Origin of the sequence: Sphingomonas sp. (genome assembly GCF_030145815.1) — a bacterium.
Lineage (GTDB): Bacteria > Pseudomonadota > Alphaproteobacteria > Sphingomonadales > Sphingomonadaceae > Sphingomonas.
Map to the genome: position 1 here is coordinate 163,089 of NZ_JAIXHL010000002.1, position 23,191 is coordinate 186,279.

Annotated in this window: 20 protein-coding genes and 1 tRNA gene; 11 read left to right on the forward strand and 10 right to left on the reverse strand. The window is 66.7% G+C overall.

Annotated elements, in window-relative coordinates:
- Genes KYX69_RS02450 through KYX69_RS02465 form a run of 4 tightly spaced genes read right to left on the reverse strand, consistent with a single transcriptional unit; the run spans position 1 to position 3,799 of the window.
- The gene (locus KYX69_RS02450) at positions 1–483 is read right to left on the reverse strand and encodes an FKBP-type peptidyl-prolyl cis-trans isomerase (protein ID WP_300493271.1); all 483 of its coding nucleotides are present in this window, start codon (positions 481–483) and stop codon (positions 1–3) included.
- Positions 480–1,370 (reverse strand): alpha/beta hydrolase, encoded by an 891-nt coding sequence (locus tag KYX69_RS02455; protein ID WP_066661185.1) that lies wholly within the window; start codon positions 1,368–1,370, stop codon positions 480–482. Before KYX69_RS02455 ends, KYX69_RS02450 begins: the two co-directional genes overlap by 4 nt.
- Entirely contained in the window at positions 1,371–1,823 is a 453-nt protein-coding gene (locus KYX69_RS02460) for a hypothetical protein (protein ID WP_066661183.1), read from the reverse strand. It lies immediately after the preceding gene.
- A complete protein-coding gene (locus KYX69_RS02465; RefSeq protein WP_300493275.1) occupies positions 1,820–3,799 on the reverse strand; it encodes a bifunctional diguanylate cyclase/phosphodiesterase in 1,980 nt (659 codons plus the stop codon). The genes KYX69_RS02460 and KYX69_RS02465 overlap by 4 nt, the downstream gene beginning before the upstream one ends.
- 50 nt (positions 3,800–3,849) lie before the next feature.
- On the opposite strand from KYX69_RS02465, the gene moaA reads away from it, so the two are divergent.
- From moaA to KYX69_RS02485, 4 genes are all read left to right on the forward strand, one after another.
- Positions 3,850–4,848: a GTP 3',8-cyclase MoaA gene (gene moaA / locus KYX69_RS02470; RefSeq protein WP_300493277.1), complete on the forward strand. Its 999-nt coding sequence runs from the start codon at positions 3,850–3,852 to the stop codon at positions 4,846–4,848.
- Positions 4,845–5,618: an NAD kinase gene (locus tag KYX69_RS02475; protein ID WP_300493280.1), complete on the forward strand. Its 774-nt coding sequence runs from the start codon at positions 4,845–4,847 to the stop codon at positions 5,616–5,618. Before moaA ends, KYX69_RS02475 begins: the two co-directional genes overlap by 4 nt.
- Before the next feature lie 215 nt (positions 5,619–5,833).
- Positions 5,834–5,908: transfer RNA gene (locus tag KYX69_RS02480), tRNA-Asn, on the forward strand.
- A gap of 162 nt (positions 5,909–6,070) precedes the next feature.
- Positions 6,071–6,658: a hypothetical protein gene (locus KYX69_RS02485; protein ID WP_066664145.1), complete on the forward strand. Its 588-nt coding sequence runs from the start codon at positions 6,071–6,073 to the stop codon at positions 6,656–6,658.
- A 285-nt stretch (positions 6,659–6,943) separates the two neighbouring features.
- On the opposite strand, the gene secA is transcribed toward KYX69_RS02485, so the two are convergent.
- The 5 genes from secA to folE form a co-directional block, all read right to left on the reverse strand.
- Entirely contained in the window at positions 6,944–9,685 is a 2,742-nt protein-coding gene (secA, locus tag KYX69_RS02490) for a preprotein translocase subunit SecA (protein WP_300493285.1), read from the reverse strand.
- Positions 9,686–9,792: 107 nt separating this feature from the next.
- On the reverse strand, positions 9,793–10,062 hold the full coding sequence (locus KYX69_RS02495; RefSeq protein WP_066664140.1) for a hypothetical protein: 270 nt from the start codon (positions 10,060–10,062) through the stop codon (positions 9,793–9,795).
- 87 nt (positions 10,063–10,149) lie between these two features.
- Entirely contained in the window at positions 10,150–10,518 is a 369-nt protein-coding gene (locus tag KYX69_RS02500) for a dihydroneopterin aldolase (protein WP_066664138.1), read from the reverse strand.
- On the reverse strand, positions 10,511–11,260 hold the full coding sequence (locus tag KYX69_RS02505) for an SDR family oxidoreductase (RefSeq protein ID WP_300493290.1): 750 nt from the start codon (positions 11,258–11,260) through the stop codon (positions 10,511–10,513). Before KYX69_RS02505 ends, KYX69_RS02500 begins: the two co-directional genes overlap by 8 nt.
- The gene (gene folE / locus KYX69_RS02510; protein WP_300493293.1) at positions 11,260–11,883 is read right to left on the reverse strand and encodes a GTP cyclohydrolase I FolE; all 624 of its coding nucleotides are present in this window, start codon (positions 11,881–11,883) and stop codon (positions 11,260–11,262) included. Before folE ends, KYX69_RS02505 begins: the two co-directional genes overlap by 1 nt.
- Before the next feature lie 232 nt (positions 11,884–12,115).
- On the opposite strand from folE, the gene KYX69_RS02515 reads away from it, so the two are divergent.
- The 3 genes from KYX69_RS02515 to KYX69_RS02525 all read left to right on the forward strand — a co-directional run bounded on the left by KYX69_RS02515 (position 12,116) and on the right by KYX69_RS02525 (position 16,572).
- Positions 12,116–14,830, forward strand: a complete 2,715-nt coding sequence (locus KYX69_RS02515) for a TonB-dependent receptor (RefSeq protein ID WP_300493295.1) — start codon at positions 12,116–12,118, stop codon at positions 14,828–14,830.
- A gap of 336 nt (positions 14,831–15,166) precedes the next feature.
- On the forward strand, positions 15,167–15,436 hold the full coding sequence (locus KYX69_RS02520) for an SWIB/MDM2 domain-containing protein (protein WP_066664113.1): 270 nt from the start codon (positions 15,167–15,169) through the stop codon (positions 15,434–15,436).
- A gap of 122 nt (positions 15,437–15,558) precedes the next feature.
- Positions 15,559–16,572, forward strand: coding sequence for a sensor histidine kinase (locus tag KYX69_RS02525; protein ID WP_300493299.1), 1,014 nt, complete (start codon positions 15,559–15,561; stop codon positions 16,570–16,572).
- Between the two features lie 11 nt (positions 16,573–16,583).
- On the opposite strand, the gene KYX69_RS02530 is transcribed toward KYX69_RS02525, so the two are convergent.
- Complete coding sequence (locus KYX69_RS02530; protein WP_300493301.1) at positions 16,584–17,507, reverse strand: LysR family transcriptional regulator; 924 nt, start codon at positions 17,505–17,507, stop codon at positions 16,584–16,586.
- A 117-nt stretch (positions 17,508–17,624) separates the two neighbouring features.
- Here KYX69_RS02530 and KYX69_RS02535 point away from each other — a divergent pair, with 117 nt between their 5' ends.
- From KYX69_RS02535 to KYX69_RS02550, 4 genes are read left to right on the forward strand one after another with little or no spacing between them, the layout of a single operon-like run.
- Positions 17,625–19,928 carry a TonB-dependent receptor gene (locus KYX69_RS02535; RefSeq protein WP_300493304.1) on the forward strand — a complete coding sequence of 768 codons (2,304 nt, stop codon included), beginning with the start codon at positions 17,625–17,627 and terminating at the stop codon, positions 19,926–19,928.
- Entirely contained in the window at positions 19,928–20,899 is a 972-nt protein-coding gene (locus KYX69_RS02540; protein ID WP_300493307.1) for an MBL fold metallo-hydrolase, read from the forward strand. The genes KYX69_RS02535 and KYX69_RS02540 overlap by 1 nt, the downstream gene beginning before the upstream one ends.
- Positions 20,900–20,909: 10 nt before the next feature.
- Positions 20,910–22,025 carry an FAD-dependent oxidoreductase gene (locus tag KYX69_RS02545; protein WP_300493310.1) on the forward strand — a complete coding sequence of 372 codons (1,116 nt, stop codon included), beginning with the start codon at positions 20,910–20,912 and terminating at the stop codon, positions 22,023–22,025.
- Positions 22,026–22,035: 10 nt separating this feature from the next.
- Positions 22,036–23,190: an MFS transporter gene (locus KYX69_RS02550; RefSeq protein ID WP_300493313.1), complete on the forward strand. Its 1,155-nt coding sequence runs from the start codon at positions 22,036–22,038 to the stop codon at positions 23,188–23,190.
- Position 23,191 lies beyond the last annotated feature (1 nt).

The window sequence follows — 23,191 nt, forward strand, 5'->3', positions numbered from 1 at the left end:
CTACTCCCCCGCCCCTTCGATCCCCAGCAACTCCACCGTGAACAGCAAGGTCGCGCCGCCCGGGATCGGGCCGCGGCCGGCGGGGCCGTAGGCGATGTCAGAGGGAATCGCGAACTCCACCTTGTCGCCGACGCCCATCAGCTGGACGCCCTCGGTCCAGCCGCGGATGACGCGGTTGAGCGGGAAGGTGATCGGCTGGCCGCGCTTGATCGAGCTGTCGAATTCGGCGCCGTCGGTGAAGGTCCCGACATAATGCACCGTCACGCGGTCGGTCGGTCCGGGATGCTGGCCGGAGCCGTTGCCCGCGATCAGCCGCCAGCGCAGGCCGCTTTTCGTCACGTTCCAGCCTGCGCCGCCGTGCCGCTGCGCGAGCGCGAGCGATTGCTGATTGTGCCAGGCGACGTCCTGCGACCGGTCGGGCGCGTCCTGCGCGGCGGCGGGGAGCGCGATCAGCGCGGCGGCGATTGCGATGATGGGCTTCATGCTGCGAGGAACGCCTTGACCTGTGCCTGGAAGAAGGGGGCGTTGTCCCACATGATGAAGTGCGCGGAAGACGGCACGCGCACCAGCTTCGCGCCTTTGATCGGGGCGAAGGATGCCTGATAGAAGCCGTCCATCTGCGCGTCGGTGACCGGTGCGCCACGGGGCGTCACATAGAGCACCGTGGTCGGCGCGGTGATCTTGCCGAGTTCGGGCATCAAATTGGTCATGATCAGTTCGCCATAGGCGCGCGCGGAGACGTCGCGGTCGGACTTCATCGCGTCCTCCAGCGCGGGCGCGCGCATGGCTTCGGTCGCGACCATCGACGCGATCGTGCCTTCAAGCTGCTTGGCATAGGCATCCTGCGGGCTGTTACGCATCCCGGCCATGATCTGGTCGGCGATCGGCTTGAGCGTCTCCGGCGTCGCCTGCGGGCCGCCAAACATCGCGCCGAGGAAGGGGAGCATGTCGACGACCATCAGCTTGCCGACCTGATCCGGGTGGCGCGCAGCGAGCATCATCGCCATCGTCCCGCCCATCGAATGGCCGATCACCGCGACCTTGCCGAGCTTGTTCTCCGCGATGTAGCGCGAGATTTCCTCGGCCACCGGTGCGGCGACATTGCCTTCAGTGTTCCCACCCTTGTCGAGCCCACCGAACCCGCGCACCTGCACCTTGTGGTAACGATAGCCGGGGAGCGCTGCGGTCATTTCCGCCCAGACGCGGGGGCTGGAGGACAGGCCGGGGATCAGGATGACATCGGCACCCTTCCCCTCCACCGTCACAACGATGCGGTCGGAGGCGAAGCCCTTCGCCGCGGCGGGCGTGGGGAGCAGGGCTGCGGTCAGCAGCATCGCCAGTGTCGCGAACAGGCCGCGGCGGTTCATCATCTAATCCCTCCCAAATGACAGGCGCCATGCCGGCGGTGCCGGGTCGCCCAGTTCGATGACCAGTTCTTCGTCCACCACCGCGTCTTCGTCCAGTTCCTCGGCGCTGAAAATCTCGCGATTCATCACGAAGCTGCCGTGATAGCCCGAGAAGCGCCAGTCGCCAGTCACTTCGGTGCCGTCCGCGCTGATCCGGCCCGAATAGGCAACGCTGTGCGCCAGCGGGCCAGCCGGGTCATATTGTTTGGTGAAGACCAGCGTATCGGCGCTGCGTGTTCCGGACACGAAGGCGCGTCGGATGTCGGACAGGCCGGTATCGTCGGGTTCGGTGATCGTCCCCTCCACCGCGCCGCCAAACTCCTCGAGATGCGCGATGAAGCTGTTTTCGGGCACGTCCCAGCCGGTCGCGAAATAGCGGCCATACCAGACGCCGGTCGCGTCGCGGGGGTCGTTCATGCAGGGTCCACCAGGGCAATAAGTTCGGGAAGGGTCAGCGGCTCGGCGCAGAGATAGCCTTGATAGGTCTGGCACCCCTCCTTGGCCAGCAGGTCGAGCTGTTCGGGGGTCTCCACCCCTTCGGCGATCACGGTCAGGCCGAGCGAGCGCGCCATATCGATCACGCCGCGCACGACGATACGGTCGCGCGCGCTGCCGGTGATGTCCTGCGTCAGCTTGCGGTCGACCTTGAGGTAATCGAGCGGGAGGGCTTTCAGATAGGCGAGGCTGGAATAGCCGGTGCCGAAATCGTCGATCGCGACGCGGCAGCCCGCCGCGCGCAACTCGCTGAGCAGGCGTGAGGCTTCGCCGAGATCGTCGATCAGCCCGCTTTCGGTAATCTCGACGGTCAGGCGCGCGCGCGGAAAGCCGCTGCTGTCGACCCAATCGAGGAACAGGTCGGCAAAGCCGGCACGCGCGACATCGGCGGCGGTGACGTTGACCGACAGGCGCAGGTGGCGGAGCGAGGCGGGCCAGCGCGCGGCCTGAGTTAGGGCGAGGCGCTGGACATGCTCCGACAGCGCGACCTCCAGCTCGGCGCGCGCGGCGGCGGCGAAGAGGGTTTCGGCACCGACCTCGCCATGCTGCGGGTGGCGCCAGCGCGCCAGTGCCTCGACCCCGACGATCGCGCCGGTGGCGACGGCGACCTGCGGCTGCAGGCGCAGCTCGATCTCGCCCGCCTCCATCGCGTGACGCAGATCGACCGCGAGCGCTTCGAGCGGGATGGAGCGGTCATCCTCGTCGCCGCTGAGCGCCTCGCTCACGCGGCGCAGCAAGGCGGCGGCATCGTCACCCGGACGCGCGGTTGCGGTCGCTATGCGCGCGCCGACCGGGGCGATCGCGTCGCCGATCACGAAGGGGCGGGTCAGCGCCTCCTCGATTTCCGCGGCAGCGGCGGCGAGCGCTTGCGCGTCGGCATCTTCCGCCGCGACCAGAAACTCGGCCCCGCCCATCCGCGCCAGCGTCGCCCGGCGGCCGAGCGTGGCGCGCGCGGCATCGGCGATGCGGGTCGAGGCGGCGCGCAGGACCGAATCGCCCGCGTCGCGGCCATAGGCGGTGTTGACCATGTCGAACCGGCCGAGCGTGACGAGGACAACGCCGACCGGCTGCGCTTCGTCGAGGCGACGCGAGAGCCAGCGGCGCATGCCGGTGTCGTCGCGCACGCCGGTCAGCACGTCGCGGACCACCGCGCTCGCATCGACCTCGCCCAGCCGCTCGATCAGCGCGTGGATGCGGCCGGTGCGCGCGTCGCGCTGCAGATGCTCGACCACGCGGCCCGCGCCCGGCAGGTCGTGGGCGAAGGCGGTCGCCTGAAGCCCTTCGCGCAACCGCGCCAGCGCGCCGCGCATCGCACCGCGATCCGCCGCCTCGACATGGCGCAGCAGGGTGCGCAGCGACGGCGCGGAGCTGAGGCCCAGCATCGCCGCGAGTGCCGGCGTGACCTGCAGCGAGCGCAGCGCCGGATCGTAACGCCAGCCGAGCGGTTCCCCGGTCGCACGGGTCGCGTCGGTCCCGGTGCGCTGGGCGTGGCGGGCGGCGAAGCGCAGCGCCTGAACGAACTCGACCTCGCGCATCGGGCTGGCGAGAAAGTGCGTGGCACCGGCGTCGTAGAATTCGCCCAGCCGCGCGGTGTCGTCGCGCGACACGAGCGCGAGCAGCGCGGCGCCATTGGCGCTGGTCACGGGTGCCATCGCGCGGACGGCGGCAAGCCCTTCGGCAACCGAACCCCGCGCATCGACCACCGCCACCGCCGCCCCGCTGGCCAGGAAGCGCCGATCGGCCCCCTCCCCGCGCCGCGCCGCCACGACCCGCCAGCCCGCGCGCGCCGCCTGCGCCGCAAGCTCGTCGCGCTGGCGGAACGACAGCAGGAACAGCGGCCGGTCGCGCCCGGTCATCGGTGTGGCAGGAACGGGCGCGGCGTCGGTCATCGCGGCCATTCCTAACGCAAGCCTTGTCCCGGCGCTACGAACAGCTTAGCTCCTTTTGCATGGCGAGCGATCGGCCTCTTGTGGACCGGCATGGCCGCGCGATCCGCTACCTGCGGGTATCGGTCACCGACCGCTGCGACCTGCGCTGCCGCTATTGCATGGCCGAGGAGATGCAGTTCCTGCCGCGCAGCGAAGTGCTGTCGCTGGAGGAAATCGCGCTGATCGCCGAGCGCTTCGTCGCGCGCGGGGTGAGCAAGATCCGGCTGACCGGGGGCGAGCCGCTGGTGCGGCGCGATGCGCTGGAGCTGGTGCGGCGGCTGGGGCGCAGCGTGGGCGCAGGGCTGGACGAGCTGACGCTGACCACCAACGGCACGCAATTGGCGACCCATGCGGCGGCGCTGGCGCAGGCCGGCGTGCGGCGGATCAATGTCAGCCTCGACAGCCGCGACCCGGCCATGTTCCGTCATATCACCCGGCGCGGCGATCTGGCCCAGGTGCTGGACGGCATCGCCGCCGCGCGCGCGGTGGGCCTCACCGTCAAGATCAACATGGTCGCGCTGAAGGGGCTGAATGACGCGGAGATCCCCGCGATGCTCGACTGGACCAGCGCGCAGGGCATGGACCTGACGCTGATCGAAACCATGCCGATCGGCGCGATCGACGAGGATCGCGCCGATCGCTTCGTGCCGCTGACCCGCGTGCTCGACGATTTGTCTGCACAATTCGAACTGACCCGCGACACGCATGACAGCGGCGGGCCGGCGCGGTACTGGCGGGTCGGCGGGACCGGCGCGCGGCTGGGCCTGATCTCCCCGCTCACGGGGAATTTCTGCGACAGCTGCAACCGCGTGCGGCTGACTAAGGAGGGCAAGTTGTTCACCTGTCTGGGTCATGACAACCAGGTCGATCTGAAGGCCGCGATCCGCGGTGGCGGGCTGGCGGCGGTCGATGCCGCAATCGATGCGGCGCTGGCGACCAAGCCCGCGCGGCACGACTTCGACGTCGCGCAGGGCGCTGCGCCGGCCGTTGCGCGCCATATGAGCGTGACCGGCGGATGACCGACGTGCGCCGGGCGCTTGCCGCCTCCCCCACGACCCCCGCCGAAACGGCGGCGGCGGAACTGCTGGCCGGGCGCGACTGGGTGCCGGTGGAGGACGCCGACATGGTCGTCGCGCTGGGTGGCGACGGCTTCATGCTCCAGACGCTGCACGCGATGCTGGAGCGGCGGCGGATCGTGCCGGTGTTCGGCATGAACCTCGGCACCATCGGCTTTCTGATGAACGACTGGCAGCCCGAGGGGCTGGAGGATCGGCTCGCCCGTGCCCGGCCGTTCAAGGTGTCGCCGCTGGTGATGACCGCGACGACGATGGACGGGGAGACTCATGTCCTCCCCGCGATCAACGAAGTGTCGCTGCTGCGCGAGACACGCCAGACCGCCAAGCTGGAAGTGCGCGTCAACGACCGCGTGGTGCTGCCCGAACTGGTGTGCGACGGGATCCTGGTCGCGACGCCGGCGGGGTCGACTGCCTATAATCTGTCGGCGCATGGCCCGATCCTGCCGCTCGGCTCGCGCCTGCTCGCGCTCACCCCGATCAGCCCGTTCCGGCCGCGCCGCTGGCGGGGCGCGATCCTGCCCGAAAAGACGCGCATCTCGCTGCGCGTGCTCGACCCCGGCAAGCGCCCGGTGAGCGCAGTCGCCGATCAGCGCGAAGTGCGCGACGTGGCGCAGGTGGACATCGCGATCGACCGCAATCGCGACCTGACGCTGCTGTTCGATCCCGAGCATGCGCTGGATGAGCGGATCACGATGGAACAGTTTATCGCGTAAGAACGCTATCCTCCCCCGCCAGGGGGAGGTGGCACCGAAGGCGACGGAGGGGGAGGACGGCTGTGTCGTCCGATCTCTCGCCGAGACCCTTCCTCCCCCTCCGTCACGCTGCGCGTGCCACCTCCCCCTGGCGGGGGAGGATTGTTGAGAAAAATCCCCGTTTCCCCGCTTGCATTGCCCGGCACCCCTTCGTATAGGCGCGCCCTCGCTGGTGTTCCCTGATAGCTCAGCGGTAGAGCTCTCGACTGTTAATCGAGCGGCCGTTGGTTCGAATCCAACTCAGGGAGCCAGCGAGTTTTCCTCCTGACATAGACACCGATCCGCGACGCGGGCCTTGCGCCGCGCGGGTTTCTGTCGTTTCGTTCAGCATAGGGACATTTGGCCTGTGCTGAACGTTATCGCCGCAGCATCGGCACGATTCGCCGCAATATGAGATGCTTAGGAGGAAAGTCATGTCCACCGTCCCCGCCCGCCGCTCGCGCATCGCGGCGGTCGCGCTCGCGCTGGCCAGCGCCAGCGTGCTCGCATCCTGCACCACCCCGACCCCCTATCAGCCCGCGACCGGCAGCGGATCGTACCGCACCGGTTACTGGGACGAGCAGATCGAATCCGATCGCTTCCGCGTCACCTTTGCCGGCAACAGCATGACATCGCGCGAGACGGTCGAGCGCTATCTGCTCTATCGCGCGGCGCAGCTCACGGTCGAACGCGGCGGGGACCATTTCGTCCTCGCAGACCGCGACACCGAAAAGAAGTCGCGCACCTATGCCACTACCAGCCCGTTCAGCAGCGGCCCATGGGGCGGCTGGGGTCCGTCGTGGCGCTATTACGGCCCGCGCTGGGGCTGGCGCAGCTGGAGCCCGTGGGGCGGCGATCCCTTCTGGGACCGCGACGTCGATATCCGCACGGTCGAGCGTTATGAGGCGAGCGCCGAGATCGTGATCGGCAAGGGCCGCAAGCCCGACAATGTTCGCGCGTTCAACGCACGCGAAGTGCTGGAGAATCTCGGCACCTCGATCGCCCCGCCGCGCCCGCGGTGAGGTAGTTCCTGCCTCTCCCCGTCGTCGGAGAGGCAGGACGGCATCCAGACACCGCCGTCACCCCCGCGAAAGCGGGGGCCCATCTCCTGCAGGATTGGCGCATCGCACCGGTGCAGTATTCGGACAGTCCGGGAGATGGGCCCCCGCTTTCGCGGGGGTGACGATCCAAAAAATGGGCCGCCCGATCGTCTCGGGCGGCCCTTCTCGTTTCAGCAAGGAGTCTTTGGAGCGCGCAGACGCGCGCCCCTCCCCCGTCCCCTCCCGTTCCGGGAGGAGTGATCTACTTCACACCACCGCGCCGTGGCACTGCTTGTACTTGCGGCCCGAACCGCACGGGCATGGCGAATTGCGGTTGACGCGGCCTTCCCAGCTGGCCGGATCTTCGCCGAGCGCATCGCCGGTGGGGCGCGGGATCTGCATCGCGGGCAGCTCGTTCGAGATCAGGCCGGCGCTGCCCGCATCCCAGTCGGCGCTGTTGTCGAGCCCGGTGAGCGGATCGATATGCGTCGTCAGGAAGTCGGGCAGTTCGGGCAGGCCCGGGGGTGCCTGGAACTGGAATTCCGCCCAGGCGAGCGTGCGGGTCACGTCTTCACGGATCGCGCCCAGCATGCGCTCGAACATTGCGAACGCTTCCTGCTTATACTCGTTGATCGGCGTCTTTTGCGCATAGGCACGCAGGTGGACGACCTGACGCAGCGCGTCGAGCATCGCGAGATGCTCCTTCCAGTGATGGTCGAGATTCTGCAGCAGGATCGACTTTTCGATCGAGGTCCAGGTCTCGGGGTCGAGCTGATCCGACTTGGCGGCGACGCGCGCGGCGGCAAGCTCGCGGATGCGGTTCTCGACATCCTCGGGCTCGATCCCGTCGGTCTCGGCGATCCATTGTTCGACCGGCGCTTCGATGCCCAGCATCTCCTGCGCACGCGCCTTCAGCCCTTCGATATCCCATTGTTCGGGATAGGTTTCGGGCGGGCACGCCGTACCGACCAGGTCGTTGACCGTTTCGGCGCGCATATCCTCGACCACGTCGCCGACGGTTTCGGCATCCATGATGTCGGCGCGCTGTTCGTAGATCACCTTGCGCTGATCGTTCATCACGTCGTCATATTCGACGACCTGCTTGCGGATGTCGTAGTTGCGCGCCTCGACCTTCTTCTGCGCGGTTTCGATCGCCTTGGTCAGCCATTTGCTGCCGATCGCCTCGCCATCGGCGATGTTGTTGCGCATCATCTTGGCGAACAGCGTGTCGGGGCCGAAGATGCGCAGCAGATCGTCGTCGAGGCTGAGGTAGAAGCGCGACAGGCCGGGATCGCCCTGACGGCCCGAACGGCCGCGCAGCTGGTTGTCGATGCGGCGGCTTTCATGGCGTTCGGTGCCGAGCACGAACAGGCCGCCGGCCTCCAGCACCTTCTGCTTTTCGGCGGCGATCTCGGCCTTGATCTGCGCGATCGCGGCCTCACGCTCCGGCCCCTCGGGCATGTCGGCGAGTTCGGCCTCGACGCGGAATTCGAGGTTGCCGCCCAGCTGGATGTCGGTGCCGCGGCCCGCCATGTTGGTGGCGATGGTCACCGCGCCCAGACGGCCGGCCTGCGCCACGATATGCGCTTCCTGCTCGTGGAAGCGGGCGTTGAGGACCGAATGGTCGACGCCTTCCCTGGTCAGATACTCGCTGAGCAGTTCGGACTTTTCGATCGACACGGTGCCGACCAGCACCGGCTGGCCCTTCGCCGAATGCTCGCGGATCGTGCGGGCGATGGCGATGAACTTGTCCTGCATCGTCTTGTAGAACTCATCGTCCTGATCGATGCGCTTGACCGGAACGTTGGTCGGGATCGACACCACGTTCATCTTGTAAATGTCATAGAATTCGGGCGCTTCGGTCGCCGCCGTGCCGGTCATGCCCGCCAGCTTGGGGTACATGCGGAAATAATTCTGGAAGGTGATCGACGCGAGCGTCTGATTCTCCGGCTCGATCGTCACGCCTTCCTTGGCCTCGACCGCCTGATGCAGGCCGTCGGACCAGCGGCGGCCGTCCATCATGCGGCCGGTGAATTCGTCGATGATGACGACCTTGCCGTCCTTGACGATGTAATCGATGTCGCGCTTGTACATGACGTTCGCGCGCAGCGACTGGTTGAGGTGGTGCACCACCTGCGTATTCTCGAAATCATACAGGTTGCCGCCCTTGAGCAGCCCTGCGGTCTCCAGCATCCGCTCGACGCTCTCCATCCCGTCTTCGGTCAGGACGACGCTCTTCTGCTTCTCGTCCTTTTCGTACAGGTCGGGGCTGAGCTGCTTCACGATCGCGTCGACGCCCATATAGAGCTCGCTCTTGTCGTCGGTCGGGCCGGAGATGATCAGCGGGGTGCGCGCTTCGTCGATCAGCACCGAGTCGACTTCGTCGACGATCGCCATGGCGAAGGGACGCTGCACCATCGACGCGCGGTCGTACTTCATGTTGTCGCGCAGATAGTCGAAGCCGAACTCGTTGTTCGTGCCGTAGGTGATGTCGGCGGCATAGGCTTCGCGGCGCTGATGGTCGGCGAGGTTGGGGACGATCACGCCCACGGTCAGGCCGAGGAAGCGGTAGATCTGGCCCATCCATTCTGAGTCGCGGCGGGCGAGATAGTCGTTGACGGTGATGACGTGGACGCCCTTGCCCGGCAGCGCGTTGAGATAGGTGGCGAGCGTCGCGACCAGCGTCTTACCCTCGCCCGTGCGCATTTCGGCGATCTCGCCACGGTGCAGCACGATGCCGCCGACCATCTGCACGTCGAAATGGCGCATGCCGAGCACGCGGACACCGGCTTCACGCACCGTCGCAAAGGCTTCGGGCAGGATCGCGTCGAGCTTTTCGCCATTCTCGAGCCGCTCACGGAACTTGACGGTCTGCGCCGCCAGTTCGTCGTCGGACATCGCCTTGAGCGTGGGTTCGAAGCCCGCGATCTTGGCGAGGATGGGGTTGAGCGAACGAACATACCGGTCGTTGGACGAACCGAACAGGGACTTGGCCAAGCCGCCGAACATGATGATTTCCAGTCGTGTGAAATTGCAGGGTGTGCGCCCGTCTTGCGAGCGCCAACGATTCGAATGCGAAATGGATGCCGGCCGCGGTTCGGCGGCGGCGCGCGCGGCTATTCGAGCCGGCGTTCGCTGGTCAGGCGGGCAGGCGTGCCGGCCGGAGCGTCGTGGATCGCGAAGGGCACCGCGACGGGGACTTCACGCGTGGCGAGGGGGCGGCTGACCACTGCCGCCGCGACGCGAGACACTGCGGCAACGGCGGTTTCGGCGGTGCGGGAAATGGCGGTGTCGCTGCGCTGCTGAAACCCGCGCAGGTCGCGGTCACCGGCAATCGCACCGGTGAGGCTCGCGAGGAGCGCAGAGAGGAACAGCAGCAATTGCACGCGAAAACCCGTTAAACGGCCCCTTGTTGCCCGTCGGTGAACGATGGACGGAGCGGACATAGGGGCAAGGCGGCCTTCATCCAAGTCCTAAAGCGTCGAACCAGGCCGCACCCGCACCACCTCGCACCCCACGCGCGCGTCGGGATAGACGTCGAGCTTCATCGAGCGGACGCGGACTTCGGCGACGCGCGGGTCGGCGGCGAGGGCGAGCGCGGCGACGGCGTCGCACAGGGTTTCCTGAAGCTCGATATGCCCCCTGGCTGCCAGCGCGTGAATGCCGGTGCGCAGATAGTCGTAATCAACCACCGCATCGATCCGGTCCTCGGGTGGCGCTGCGTAAACACAGCGCATCGCGACATTGAGTTCGACCCGCTGCGGCGCGGCGCGTTCGAAATCATGGATGCCGAGGCCGATTTCGACCACCAGCCCGTCGAGATGGATGGTATATTCAGCCATGCGGGCGCTCCCGGTCGGTGAACATGACATCGCCATCGCGCTTCACCAGACGCTGGCCGCAATCGACGAAGATATTCTGGCCGGTGATGCTGCGCGTGGTCAGCAGATGGGCGACGGTCGCGGCGAGGTCGGACAGGTCGACCGGGCGTTCGAGCAGGTTGGCGCTGGCGACGGTAGCGAACTCCTCCGGCGTCTGGTCGAGGCTGGGGAGCGTCAGGCCGGGCGAGACCGCGTTGACGCGGATGCGCGGCGCGAGCCGCATCGCGAGCAGGGTCGTCGCCTCGGCCAGTGCCGCCTTGCTCAGCGTGTAGGTCAGGAAGTCGGGATTGGGATTGGCGAGCTTCTGGTCGAGCAGGTTGACGATCGCCCCTTCTCCCAGCCCGACCTGCGCCGCCAGCGCCGAGGCGAGCAGCAGCGGCGCGCCGAGGTTGACGTGCATGTGCCGGTCGAGCCCGCTATAATCGGCGAGCGGGATCGCGTCCCAGGCGAAGCGCGAGGCGTTGTTGACCAGCCCCTCGACCGGGCCGCCCAGCGCAGCGGCCGCGGCCGCGATCAGCGCACGGGTGTCGGCGGCATCGGCAAGGTCCGCGGTGACCAGCGCCACGCCCAGCTCGCGCGCCAGGGCATCGGCCTCGCCATGCGAATCATGGTGGTGCACCGCAACCGCATGCCCATCGGCCACGAGGCGGCGCACGATCGCCGCCCCGATCCGCCGCGCGCCGCCGGTGACGAGGACACGCATCAATAGCCCATGAGCGCGAGGACTTCCTTGCGGCTGCGGTCATCCTGGCGGAAGGTGCCGATCACGCGACTGGTGACCATCGACACGCCCGGAGTGCGCACGCCGCGTGCGGTCATGCAGGCATGGCTCGCCTCGATCACCACCGCGACGCCGCGCGGCTGCAGATGATCCCAGATGCAGTCGGCGACCTGCGCGGTTAGCCGTTCCTGCACCTGCAGCCGGCGGGCATAGGCGTGCAGCACGCGGGCGAGCTTGGAGATGCCGACGACATGCTTGCCCGGCAGATAGGCGATCGACGCCTTGCCGATGATCGGCGCGAGATGATGTTCGCAATGCGACTGGAACGGGATGTCCTTGAGCAGGACGATATCGTCATAGCCGCCGACTTCTTCGAACACCCGGCTGAGATGATAGGCGGGATCCTCGGCATAGCCCTGGCAATATTCCTTCCATGCGCGCGCGACGCGCTTGGGGGTGTCGATCAGTCCTTCGCGACTCGGGTCGTCGCCGGCCCAGCGCAGCAGCGTGCGGATCGCGTCCGCAACCTCATCGGGCACCGGAATCTTGGGGGTCGGCGCGGCGTGATCGCCATCGACGGGGTCTTCGTGGTGATGGCAACTCATAATGGCTGGTACCCTGTCCCTTTCAGTGTGACGCTACGGCAAGCGCCTCTGCTGTGTTGCCCGCGTGCAACAAACGGTGTCGTTCCGGGAAATAGCAAGCATTTCCGCCGGATTCCTAGCGTGATTTGACGTTGACGTAAGGATTCGAGCGGCGGTAGCGTGTGACCCAACAACAACAAGAAGACCGGTCCCGGAGGGAAAGACCCCCGGCGGACCCAGAGAGGAGAGACCCATGCGCACACTCCAGCTGTTTTCCGCATCTGCCCTCGCGCTGATCGCGGCCACCCCCGCCATTGCCCAGGACACCTCCGCCCCCGCCGCGCAGGAAGAAGAGGCGTCGGGCAACGAAGTCGTGATCACCGCGACCCGCCGTAACGAAACCGTTCAGGACGTGCCGATCGCGGTGACCGCAGTCCCGGCCACGCTGCTCGCCAATGCCGGCGTCGAGGACGTCCGCGGGCTGGAGCAGCTCGCACCGTCGCTGCAGAGCTCGACCGGCCAGTCGTCGGCGACCGGCACCACGCTGTATATCCGCGGCATCACTACCGCCGGCGACAACCCCGGCTTCGAGCCTGCGGTCGGCGTCTTCATCGACGGCGTGTTCCGTGCACGCGCGGGCGTCGCCATTTCCGAATTGCCGCAGCTTGAGCGCGTCGAAGTGCTGCGCGGCCCGCAGGGCACGCTGTTCGGCCGCAACACTTCGGCCGGCGCGCTGTCGATCTTCACCGCCCAGCCAGCGTTCGAACTCGGCGGCTATCTCGAGGGCAGCTACGGCAATTACAACGCGTTCGAGCTGAAGGGCGCGGTGACCGGTCCGGTGACCGAGCAGCTCGCGCTGCGTCTCGACGGCGGCTATCGCAAGCGCGACGGCTATATCGAGGACGTCAACGCCGACCGTGCGTTCAACAATGTCGACCGCTGGTACGCCCGCGGCCAGGCGCTGTACGACACCTCGACCTTCTCGCTGCGCCTGATCGCCGACTATTACGAGACGGATGAGCAGTGCTGCGGCGCGATCTCGGTCGTGCGCGGTGCGTTCGCGCCGCTGATCGAGGGGATTGCCGGTGCGCAGGGCCGCGATGGCCTGTACGAGGGCACCAGCCGGACCGTGAACGGCGTGCCGACCACGATCGATCCCCAACAGCGCCGCATGGCCGCGTCGCCCAACCGCGACCTGAGCGAGCGCGTGCGCGACTGGGGTTTTTCGGGCGAGATCAACGCCGATCTGACCGACGATATCAAGCTGACCTCGATCACCGCCTATCGCGACTGGCGCGTGCGGCGTAACCAGGACGTCGATTTCTCGGGCATCGATCGCTCCTATCGCGAAGGCTATCGCAACGAGCTGAGCGATTTCACCCAGGAGCTGCGCTTCCAGGGTTCGGCGTTCGGCGGCGTGCTCGACTGGCTGGTCGGCGGCTTCTACCTCAACGAGACCAACAAGGTTCACGACACGGTCCGCGTCGGCAATGACGGCAACCGCTATGTCGACTCGATCTTCAACGCGCTGGCCGGCCCGTCCTTCGGCGGATCGGTGCAGTTCTACGGATCGCTCGGCACGGCCCCGACCCCGGGTGCCGTATTCCTGAACCCGGCGGTGCCGAACGTGTTCGCCGCGTATCAGGCGGCCTATGGCGCGTCGCTGGCTCCGGTCGTGGGCTGCTTCCGCACCGCCGTCGGCGCAGCGCCGTCGGGCGTGGTTCCGGTCGCGACCTGCAACGCGCTCGGCTATTCGGCGACGCCGGTTCCGGGCCTCGCCGCGCTCGCCGCCAGCCCGCTTCCGGGTGTCAGCGCCGGCCAGGGCAACACCAACGACTATCGCGTCAAGACCAACGCCTTCGCGCTGTTCACGCACAACATCATCAACATCAGCGACAAGCTGTCGCTGACGCTGGGTGCGCGCTGGAACTATGAGAAGAAGGACCTGACCGCGACGATCAGCAACAACACCGGCAGCTGCACCTTCTTCAACCAGGTGCGTGCGGGCAACACGGCTGCCGTCCAGTATGCCAACCTGCTCCGCCAGCTCGGCCTGTTCAACAACCTGTATCTGCTGAGCTGCAACCCGGCGATCAACACCGAGTTCAACGGCAGCTACGCCCATGACAAGGACGAGAGCAAGATCACCGGCACCGCCAAGCTGGCGTACAAGGTGAATTCGGACATCCTGGTCTATGGTGGCTATGACCGCGGCTACAAGTCGGGCGGCTACAACATGGACCAGGCGACGTTCGACAGCGTCCTGCTCGGCGGCAACGGTCCGCAGGCCAGCGACCTGGCGTTCGGGTCGGAATCGGTCGATGCCTATGAAATCGGCGTGAAGACCCAGTGGGGCCGTGCCTTCACCTTGAACATCGCCGCTTTCTACCAGAAGTTCAGCGACCTGCAGTCGCTGGTGTTCAGCGGCAACAACTTCGTCGTCCAGAATGTCGACAGCACGACCAGCAAGGGCGTCGAGGTTGAATCGATCATCCAGCCGGTGCGCAACCTGACGTTCCGCATGGGTTACAGCTACATCAACGCCAAGTACGATGCCGACAACAACTTCGTCGGCACCCCGCTGCAGGGTCAGGAAGGCCGTCAGGTCAGCAACCAGCCCGAGCATACGGTGACGATCGCGACGACCTGGACGCCGCAGATCACCAGCGGCATCCGCGGCCTGGTCCATGTCGACATGCGCTACAACAGCGAGGTCAACATCCCGTCGAACAACCCGAACGCGACCACCGGACGCACCGCGCTGTTCAACCCGGGCTATGCGCTGCTGGGCGCCCGTGTCGGCCTGCAGACCGACGACGGCAAGAAGAGCCTCGAGTTCTTCGTCGAGAACCTGACCAACCAATATTACCACATCACCGGCTTTGCGGTGCCGGAGCAGACCGGCAACTACGCCGCCTATCCGGGCCTGCCGCGCTTCTTCGGCGTCAAGGCGAAGGTGGGCTTCTGATCCGAAGCTGACCGACCGGGCGATCCGGTCATTGCAAGAATTGGGGGCGTTCCGGGATACCGGGGCGCCCCTTTTTCGTGGCGAGTGCGCTGGGCATCCATGGCGCTTGGAGTCGTTTTGAGTGCGGCGGAGCGGGCCTTCTGAGCGACAAAGCGGCGGGTTCTCCACAACCAAACGTATCAAACCCTCTTGGAAGCGCATCAAATACGTGCATCGTACAAAGAACCGGATTACATCCGGCGCAGCGACACCGGGTTCAGGGCATTGCCCGGGCCCCCGGCGCTGACCAAGATCACGGTCCGGCAGGGTTGCCGGCCCGCAGAGGAGAAGAATAGAATGGCCGAAAAAAAGGCATCTGGCGGCGCCCGGGGCGGCATCGCAAAGCCCGTCACCCCCTCGCCTGAGCTCGCCGCGATCGTCGGTACCGCAGAGCTGCCGCGCAGCGAGATCGTCAGCAAGATGTGGGAATACATCAAGAAGAACGATCTCCAGAACCCCGCGAACAAGCGCGAGATCCTGGCCGACGCCAAGCTGAAGCCCATTTTCGGCGCGGACAAGGTGACGATGTTCGAGATGAACAAGCACATCGCGAAGCACGTCAAGTAAGTTCACGTTCCGGAGCAATCCGGATCGGACAGCGAGAGCCTCCGGAGCCACTGGCTTCGGAGGCTTTTTCGATCCATGATGATGACCCCGCATCGACGGGGACACCGGCAATGGGGGATGCGGTGGACGGGCGTACGGGTCGATTGCTGGAACGGTTGCCGCTTGCCCGCGAACATCGCTGGCAGGGCTATGGTGCTGCGCTGCTGCTGTCGCTGGTGGGCCTTGTGACGCGGTGGCTGCTCGCCGATGCCTTTCCGCCCGGCTTCCCCTTTCTCACCTTCTTCCCGGCGGTGGTCCTGTCGGGTTTCCTGTTCGGGCGTGGCCCGGGCATTCTATCAGCGGTTCTGTGCGGCCTGCTCGCCTGGTATTTCTTCATCCCGCCCGCCAATGCCTTCTCGTTCGCCCCCGGCGCGATCGTCGCAATGGGTTTCTATGTCGGCGTGGTGGCCGTCGATCTGTTGCTGATCGACTGGATGCAGCGCGGCACCGCGCGGCTGCGGCTGGAGCGCGAGCGCAGCCAGATGCTGGCCGAGCGGAGCCAGCTGCTGTTCAGCGAGTTGCAGCACCGGGTTTCGAACAATCTGCAGATGGTCGGTGCAGTGCTCGCGCTGCAGCAGCGCAGCGTCAGCGATCCGGCGGCGCGCCAGGCGCTAGCCGATGCGGGCGGCAAGCTGCAGACCATCGGGCGCATCCAGCGCCAGCTCTATGACCATAGCGGCGATCCCCAGACGCTGGAGCGGATGCTGCCCGATCTGGTGCAGGATGTGATGGCGACCTCAGGCAAGCCGGGCGTCACGGCGTCGGTCGATGTGGACGCACAGATCATGCTGCCGCCGGACGCGCTGATCCCGATCGCGCTGATCGTCGCGGAAACGATCGCCAATGCCGTCGAGCATGGCTTTGCCGGTCGCGACACCGGGCGGATCGATGTGCAGATGCGCGCCAGCGCGGCAACCGTCGTGCTGACGATCGCGGATGATGGCGCGGGCCCGCCGCCCGGCTTCACATCCGCCGGCGCGACCAGCCTGGGGCTGCGCATCTCGCGCACGCTGGCCGAGCAGCTCGGCGGCAGCTTCGACCTGTCACCGCGCGAGGGCGGCGGGGCGATCGCGACCTTGTGCTTCCGCCCGGCGTAGCGGAGCGCGGATCAGGCGGCTTTCGTCGCGGCGTCATCGGCCGGCTGGCCCACGGCTTTCAACCGCGCACAGAGCCACGCCAACCCGCGGTCCATGCTCCGCGCGCTATGATATTGCATCATTTCGCGCATCACCGGCAGCGGGAATGGCGGTTCCTGAATCACCAGTCCCAGCACCGGCGCGAGTTCCAGGGCGAGCCGCTCATGCATCAGGGCGAGCCGTGAGGTACCCGGCAGGATCCACGGCACCTGCGAGAACGCGGCACAGATCACGTCGACGCGGCGCTGCTCGCCCTGGCCGCGCAGATAGTTATCGATGAAGGTGCCGTCGCGCGACACGCTGGTCGCGACATGGCCGCTGGCGAAATAGGTTTCCGCGTCGAGCGGACGCTGCATCGCCGGGTTGGACGCGCAGCCGACGACGACGTGCCGCTCCTCGAACAGCAATTCGCGCGGATGATCGGGACTGAGAAACTGCTCGGGCGAGATCAGCAGGTCGATCTCGCCATCGTCGAGCATTTCGAGAATATCGGAGCGCGGCAGCGTGATCTCGATCTGGATATGCGGCGCTTCCTTGTGCAGCAGCCGCAAGGCCGGGCCGAGCAGCACGGTGGTGATGTAATCCGATGCGACGACCCGGAACCGGCGCTGCGAATGCGCGGGATCGAACCGCATGCCACTGGCGAGAATCGCGCGCATGTTGAGCAAGGCAGCGGAGACATCGGGGGCCAGCGACAGCGCGGCGGCGGTGGGCACCATGCGCTTGCCATGCTGGACCAGAATCTCGTCCGAGAAGGATTCGCGCAGCCGCTTCAACGCCGCGCTCATCGCCGATTGGGTGAGGTTCAGGCGTTGCGCGGCACGGGTGACGCTGCGCTCCTCGATCAGGACATCGAATGCAATCAACAGGTTGAGATCGAATTGATCGAGCCGCATCCATCAATTCCGTTTGTGCTCAATCATAGAAACAAATCGTTATGATAATTGATCGGCTTTGACCATCCTCAATGCAGAGGCGCGCTCACCGAGGCGGCGCCCAGGGAGGGTTGTCTGATGAAAAAATTGCTTCTCGCGGGGACCGCGATCCTCGTCGCCCATGCCGCTCCTGCGTTCGCGCAGGAGGCACCGGCCGCCCCGGCCGCAGCCGAAGAAACCGATGGCCTGCAGGACATCGTCATCACCGCGCAGCGCCGGTCGGAGTCGCTGCAGCGCGCCGCCGTCGCCGTGACCGCCGTGACCGGCGACGATCTGGCCCAGTCGGGCATCACCGAAACCGCCAATCTCGGCAAGCTCGTCCCCTCGCTGGTGGTCCAGCCGACCGGTGGCACGACCAGCTTCTTCCTGCGCGGGGTCGGCACGAACTCACAGAACTCCTTCTCGGAGAATGCCGTCGCGTTCAACTTCAACGGCGTCTATGTCGGCCGCCCGACCGCGCCGGCGGGCGTCTTCTACGACCTCGAGCGGGTCGAAGTGGTCAAGGGGCCGCAGGGCACGCTCTATGGCCGCAACGCCACTGGCGGCGCGATCAACGTGCTCCCGAAAAAGCCGATCCTCGGCACGTTCGGCGGCGAAGCGCTGCTGGAATATGGCAATTACGACAGCAAGAAGGGCTTCCTCGCGCTGAACGTGCCGATCGGCGACAAGGTTGCGCTGCGCGTCGCCGGGCAGATCGTCGATCGCGACGGCTATATCTCCGACGGCTATGACGACGACAAGGGCGAGGCGGTGCGCGCGTCGCTGCTGATCGAGCCGTCCGACCGCTGGTCGATGACATTGGTCGCCGATTACTACAATCAGCATGGCAAGGGCGGCGGCGCGGTGCTGCTGCCGGAAGCGCGCTACACCGTGCCGGCGCTGGAGGATCGCGTCAGCGTGTCCGACCCGCGCGCGCACACCGCGATCCGCCAGCTCGCCTCGACGCTGTTCGCCCCGCCCTTCTGCGGCGGTGCCGGCGGGTTCGTGACCAGCGGCTGTGTCGCGCTGCCGGGGACCGACGGCTTCCTCGACAACCAATTCTATGGCGTCAGTGCGACGGTGGTCGGCGATCTCGGCTTCGGCACGCTGACCGTGCTGCCGGCATGGCGGCGTTCGGACGTGCGCTTCCGCACCTATCTGCCCGGTTTCGCGGGCGACATCACCGACCTGGCTGAACAGACCTCGGTCGAAGTGCGGCTGTCGTCGAACGAGGACCAGCAGCTGCGCTATGTCATCGGCGGCTTCTATTTCGGCGAGAACCAGGCGACCGAGAATTTCTTCCGCCAGGGCAATATCTCGACGACCCGCTTCACCCCGCGCCTCAATACCGAGAGCGTCGCGGCGTTCGGCCAGCTGACCTTCGACCTCAGCGACAGCCTGCGCCTGGTTGCCGGCGGTCGTTACACGCGCGAGGACAAGAAGCAGCTGACCTCGACCGCGTCGGGCGGTCTGCCCGGCCCGGTCACGCCGCCGCTGAGCGTCCCGTTCACCGGCGACCTGAGCTTCGAGAAGTTCACCTGGAAGGCTGGCGTCGAGTTCGACGCGGGTCCGGCATCGCTGATCTATGCCAACGTCGCGACCGGCTTCAAGGCGGGCGGCTTCTTCGTCGCGCAGCCGCCGAACAATACCTTCCGTCCGGAAACGCTGACCGCCTATACCTTCGGCGCGAAGAACCGCTTCCTCGACAACAAGCTGCAGCTGAATTTCGAGGCATTCTACTGGGACTATAAGGACCAGCAGATCACCTATGTCGGCGGCGTTCCCACCGGGACCGGCGTGTTCGCGCAGGGGTCGATCACCGTCAATGCGGGCAAGTCGCACATCTATGGCGCCGAGTTCGAGGCGCGCTTCGCGCCGAGCCGCAACGACCTGTTCAACCTCAATGTCCAGTATCTGAAGGGCAAGTATGACAGCCTGCAGACGGCGAACTTCTCGCCGACCGGCGCGCCGGTGACCACGGGCTGCACCACTTTGGGTAGCCGCGCGGCCAATCCGGGGATCAACAACGCGCGCTTCTACGACATCGACTGTTCGGGCAAGCCGACGGTCAACTCGCCCGAATGGGCGATCAATGTCGGCTATGAGCGCACGTTCGAGCTGACCGGCGACCTCGATTTCATCGCCGGTGCGCGGGCGAATATCGAGAGCAGCCGCTTCATGAACTCCAACTATCGCCCTGAAGAAAAGCAGGACGGGTTCGTGATGGCCGATGCGTTCGTGACGCTGCGCAGCCAGCAGGGGTGGAGCGTCACCGGCTTCGTCAACAACCTGACCGATGAGGAAGTGTTGGCGCGTGCGGGCACGCGTCCGATCCTCGACTTCCCGGTCGGCACGCTGCGCCCGCCGCGTACCTATGGCGTCCGCGTCGGGTTCGACTTCTGATGCGCGTATCGCTTCTGGGGCTGGCGGTTGCTGCGGTACTGGCGGCATCGCCCGCCATTGCGCAGCAGACGCCGCCCCAGGGCGACGCGTTCATTACGCTCGGCACGATGGGCGGACCGGTGGCGAGCCGCGACCGGTCCCAGCCCGCCAATGCGCTGGTCCATGACGGGCGCATCTATCTGGTCGATGCCGGCGACGGCGCGGTTCAGCAGCTGACCAAGGCGGGATACCAGCTGCCCCGCGTCCGCGCGGTGTTCCTGAGCCACCTCCACACCGATCATACCGGCGGCCTGTCGGCGGTGCTGGGGCTGCGCAACCAGACCAATGTGGCGGAGAAGTTGACCGTTTATGGCCCGCCGGGCACGCGCGAGCTGGTCGCCGGCATGGTCGCGTCGATGCAGCCTGCGGCGCGCGTTGGCTATGGCATTCCGGGCCAGCCCTGGGCAGCGCCGGCCGATACGGTGACGGTGATCGAGCTGAACGACGGCGACAAGATGACCGTGGACGGCATGACCGTCACCGCCGCGCAGAACAGCCATTACGACTTCGCCCCCGGCAGCGTCGAGGACCGCAACTACAAGTCGCTGTCGCTGCGGTTCGACCTGCCCGGCCGCTCGATCGTCTATACCGGCGATACGGGGCCGAGTGCGGCGGTGGAGAAGCTGGCGAAGGGGGCGGATCTGCTGGTCAGCGAGATGATCGACATGGCCGCGACGATGGCGACGGTCGCGCGCAATTCGCCCGACATGCCAGCCCCGGCCAAGCAGAAGCTGGAGCAGCATCTGTCGACCCATCACCTGACCCCCGAAGCGGTCGGCGATCTTGCCGCGCGTGCCGGGGTGAAGGCGGTGGTCATCACACATTTCGCGGGCGGCACCCCCGATCCGGTCCGCACCCAGGGCTATATCGCGCAGGTCCGCGCGCGCTTTGCCGGGCCGATCACGCTGGCCAACGACCTCGACCGTTTCTGAGAGAGAAGACATGCAATCCGGTACCATTCTCGTCATCGGCGGCGGCATTGGCGGCCTGACCGCCGCGATCGCACTGCGCGCCAAGGGCTTTGACGTCACGGTGATCGAGCGCGATCCCGACTGGTCGGTCTATGGCGTCGGCATCATCCAGCAATCGAACGTGATCCGCGCGATGGCGCAGCTGGGGCTGATCGACGAATATGTCGCGTCCGGCGTCGGGTTCGATGCGGTCGAGATCTACACCCCGACCGGGGTAAAGGTCGCCCGCGTTCCGACGCCGCGGCTGGTCGACGGCTATCCGGCGAATATGGGGATCAGCCGGCCGGCGCTGCACAAGATCCTGGGCGACCGCACCATTGCCAGCGGGGCGAAGGTGCTGCTCGGCGTGACCGCGACGAAGCTGCGCGACGATGGCGCGGGCGTCGATGCGACCTTCTCGAATGGTGAGCAGGCGCGGTTCGACCTCGTGATCGGCGCCGACGGCGTCTACTCGCAGACGCGCGCGGCGCTGTTCCCCGAGCTGACCGGGCCGCAATTCACCGGGCAAGCGGTGTGGCGTTACAACCTGCCCCGCCCCGCCGATCTTGACGCGCTGCATGTCTATAACGGGCCGACCGGCGTCGGGCTGGTGCCGGTGTCCGAGGCACTGATGTACATCTATGTCACCACGCCCGAGCCCGATAATCCGCGCTATCCGCGCGCGGGGCTGGCAGCGGTGATGCGGTCGAAGATGGCGGGGTGTGCGCCCTATATCCGCGAGCTTTCGGAGTTGGTCACCGATGACGATGGCGTCGTCTATCGCCCGCTCGAGGGGATGCTGGTCGAAGGCGAATGGCATCGCGGCCGGATCGCGCTGCTGGGCGACGCGGTGCACGCAACCACCCCGCATCTGGGCCAGGGCGCGGGCATGGCGATCGAAGACAGCTTGGTGCTGGCCGACGAACTGCCGCGGCATGACGATGTCGACGCGGCGCTGACCGCCTATCGCAACCGCCGGTTCGACCGCTGCGCCTATATCGTCCGCTCCAGCCTTGCGATCTGCATGGGCCAGCTCGGCAAGGGGCCGCCGGTCGATAACGCCAAGGCGACGCACGAGATGTTCGAAGTCGTAGCTCAACCGATCTGAGGAACGCGCGATGACCCAGCAAGCGACGAACCGCCATGGTGTGATCCTGATGCTCACCGCGGTGATGCCGACCATGGCGATCATCGCGCTGGTGCCGGTGCTGCCGCTATTGCTGCGTGAGTTTGCGGGCGTTCCGGGCGCGGCGGTGCTGGTGCCGATGGCGCTGACGATCCCGGCGCTGTGCGTGGCGCTGTTTTCGCCGGTCGCGGGCTGGCTGTCGGACAAGCTCGGGCGCAAGCGGCTGCTGATCGCCGCGCTGGTCGGCTATGCCGGGTTCGGGCTGTTGCCGTTGCTGCTCCACGATCTGCGCCTGATCCTCGCCGCGCGCGTGGCGCTGGGGGTGACCGAGGCAATCATCATGACCGTCGCGACCGCGCTGGTCGGCGACTATTTCACTGGCGAGCGGCGCGAACGCTGGGTTTCGATCCAGATCGCCACCGCGAGCGTCAGCGCCATCGTGCTGATCGCGGCGGGCGGCGCGCTCGGCGAGGCCCTGGGCTCGCGCGGGCCGTTCTGGCTGTATCTGCTGGCGCTGCCGGTCGCACTTGCGGCAGCGATGATCCTGTTCGAGCCGACAAAGGCTTCGGCGGCTGCTGCTACAGGCAAGGCGCAGGGCATCGCGCTGCTGGTCGCGATCACCTTTGGCATCGGGATGCTGTTCTACACGCTGATCGTCCAGCTGGGTCCGGTGATCGAAGCGACGGGGGTGACCTCGCCTGCGACGATCGGGCTGGCGGGTGCGGCGGCGAACCTGGGCGTGATGGCGGGGTCGATGCTGTTCGGACGGCTCAAGGGCTGGTCGGGCGAGACGTTGTTGTCGATCGGTCTGCCGCTGGTCGCGCTGGGCTATGTCGGGGTCGGCCTGTCGGGGAGTTTCTATATCACAGCTGCGTGCGCAGTGGTGATCTCGATCGGTAACGGCCTGATGCTCCCGACGATGCTGGCCTGGGTGCTGCGCCGCCTTCCGCCCGAGACGCGTGGGCGCGGCACGGGCGTATGGACCGGGTCCTTCTTCCTCGCCCAGTTCATCGCGCCGATCGTCGCGGTCGCGCTGTCGGGCGTGCTCGGCGGCCTGTCAGGCGCCTTTCTTTTCTACGCTGCAGCGGCAGCAATCGGTGCCATTATTGCGCTGCTGCGTCGCGGCACCGCCACTCAAGGAGCATGAA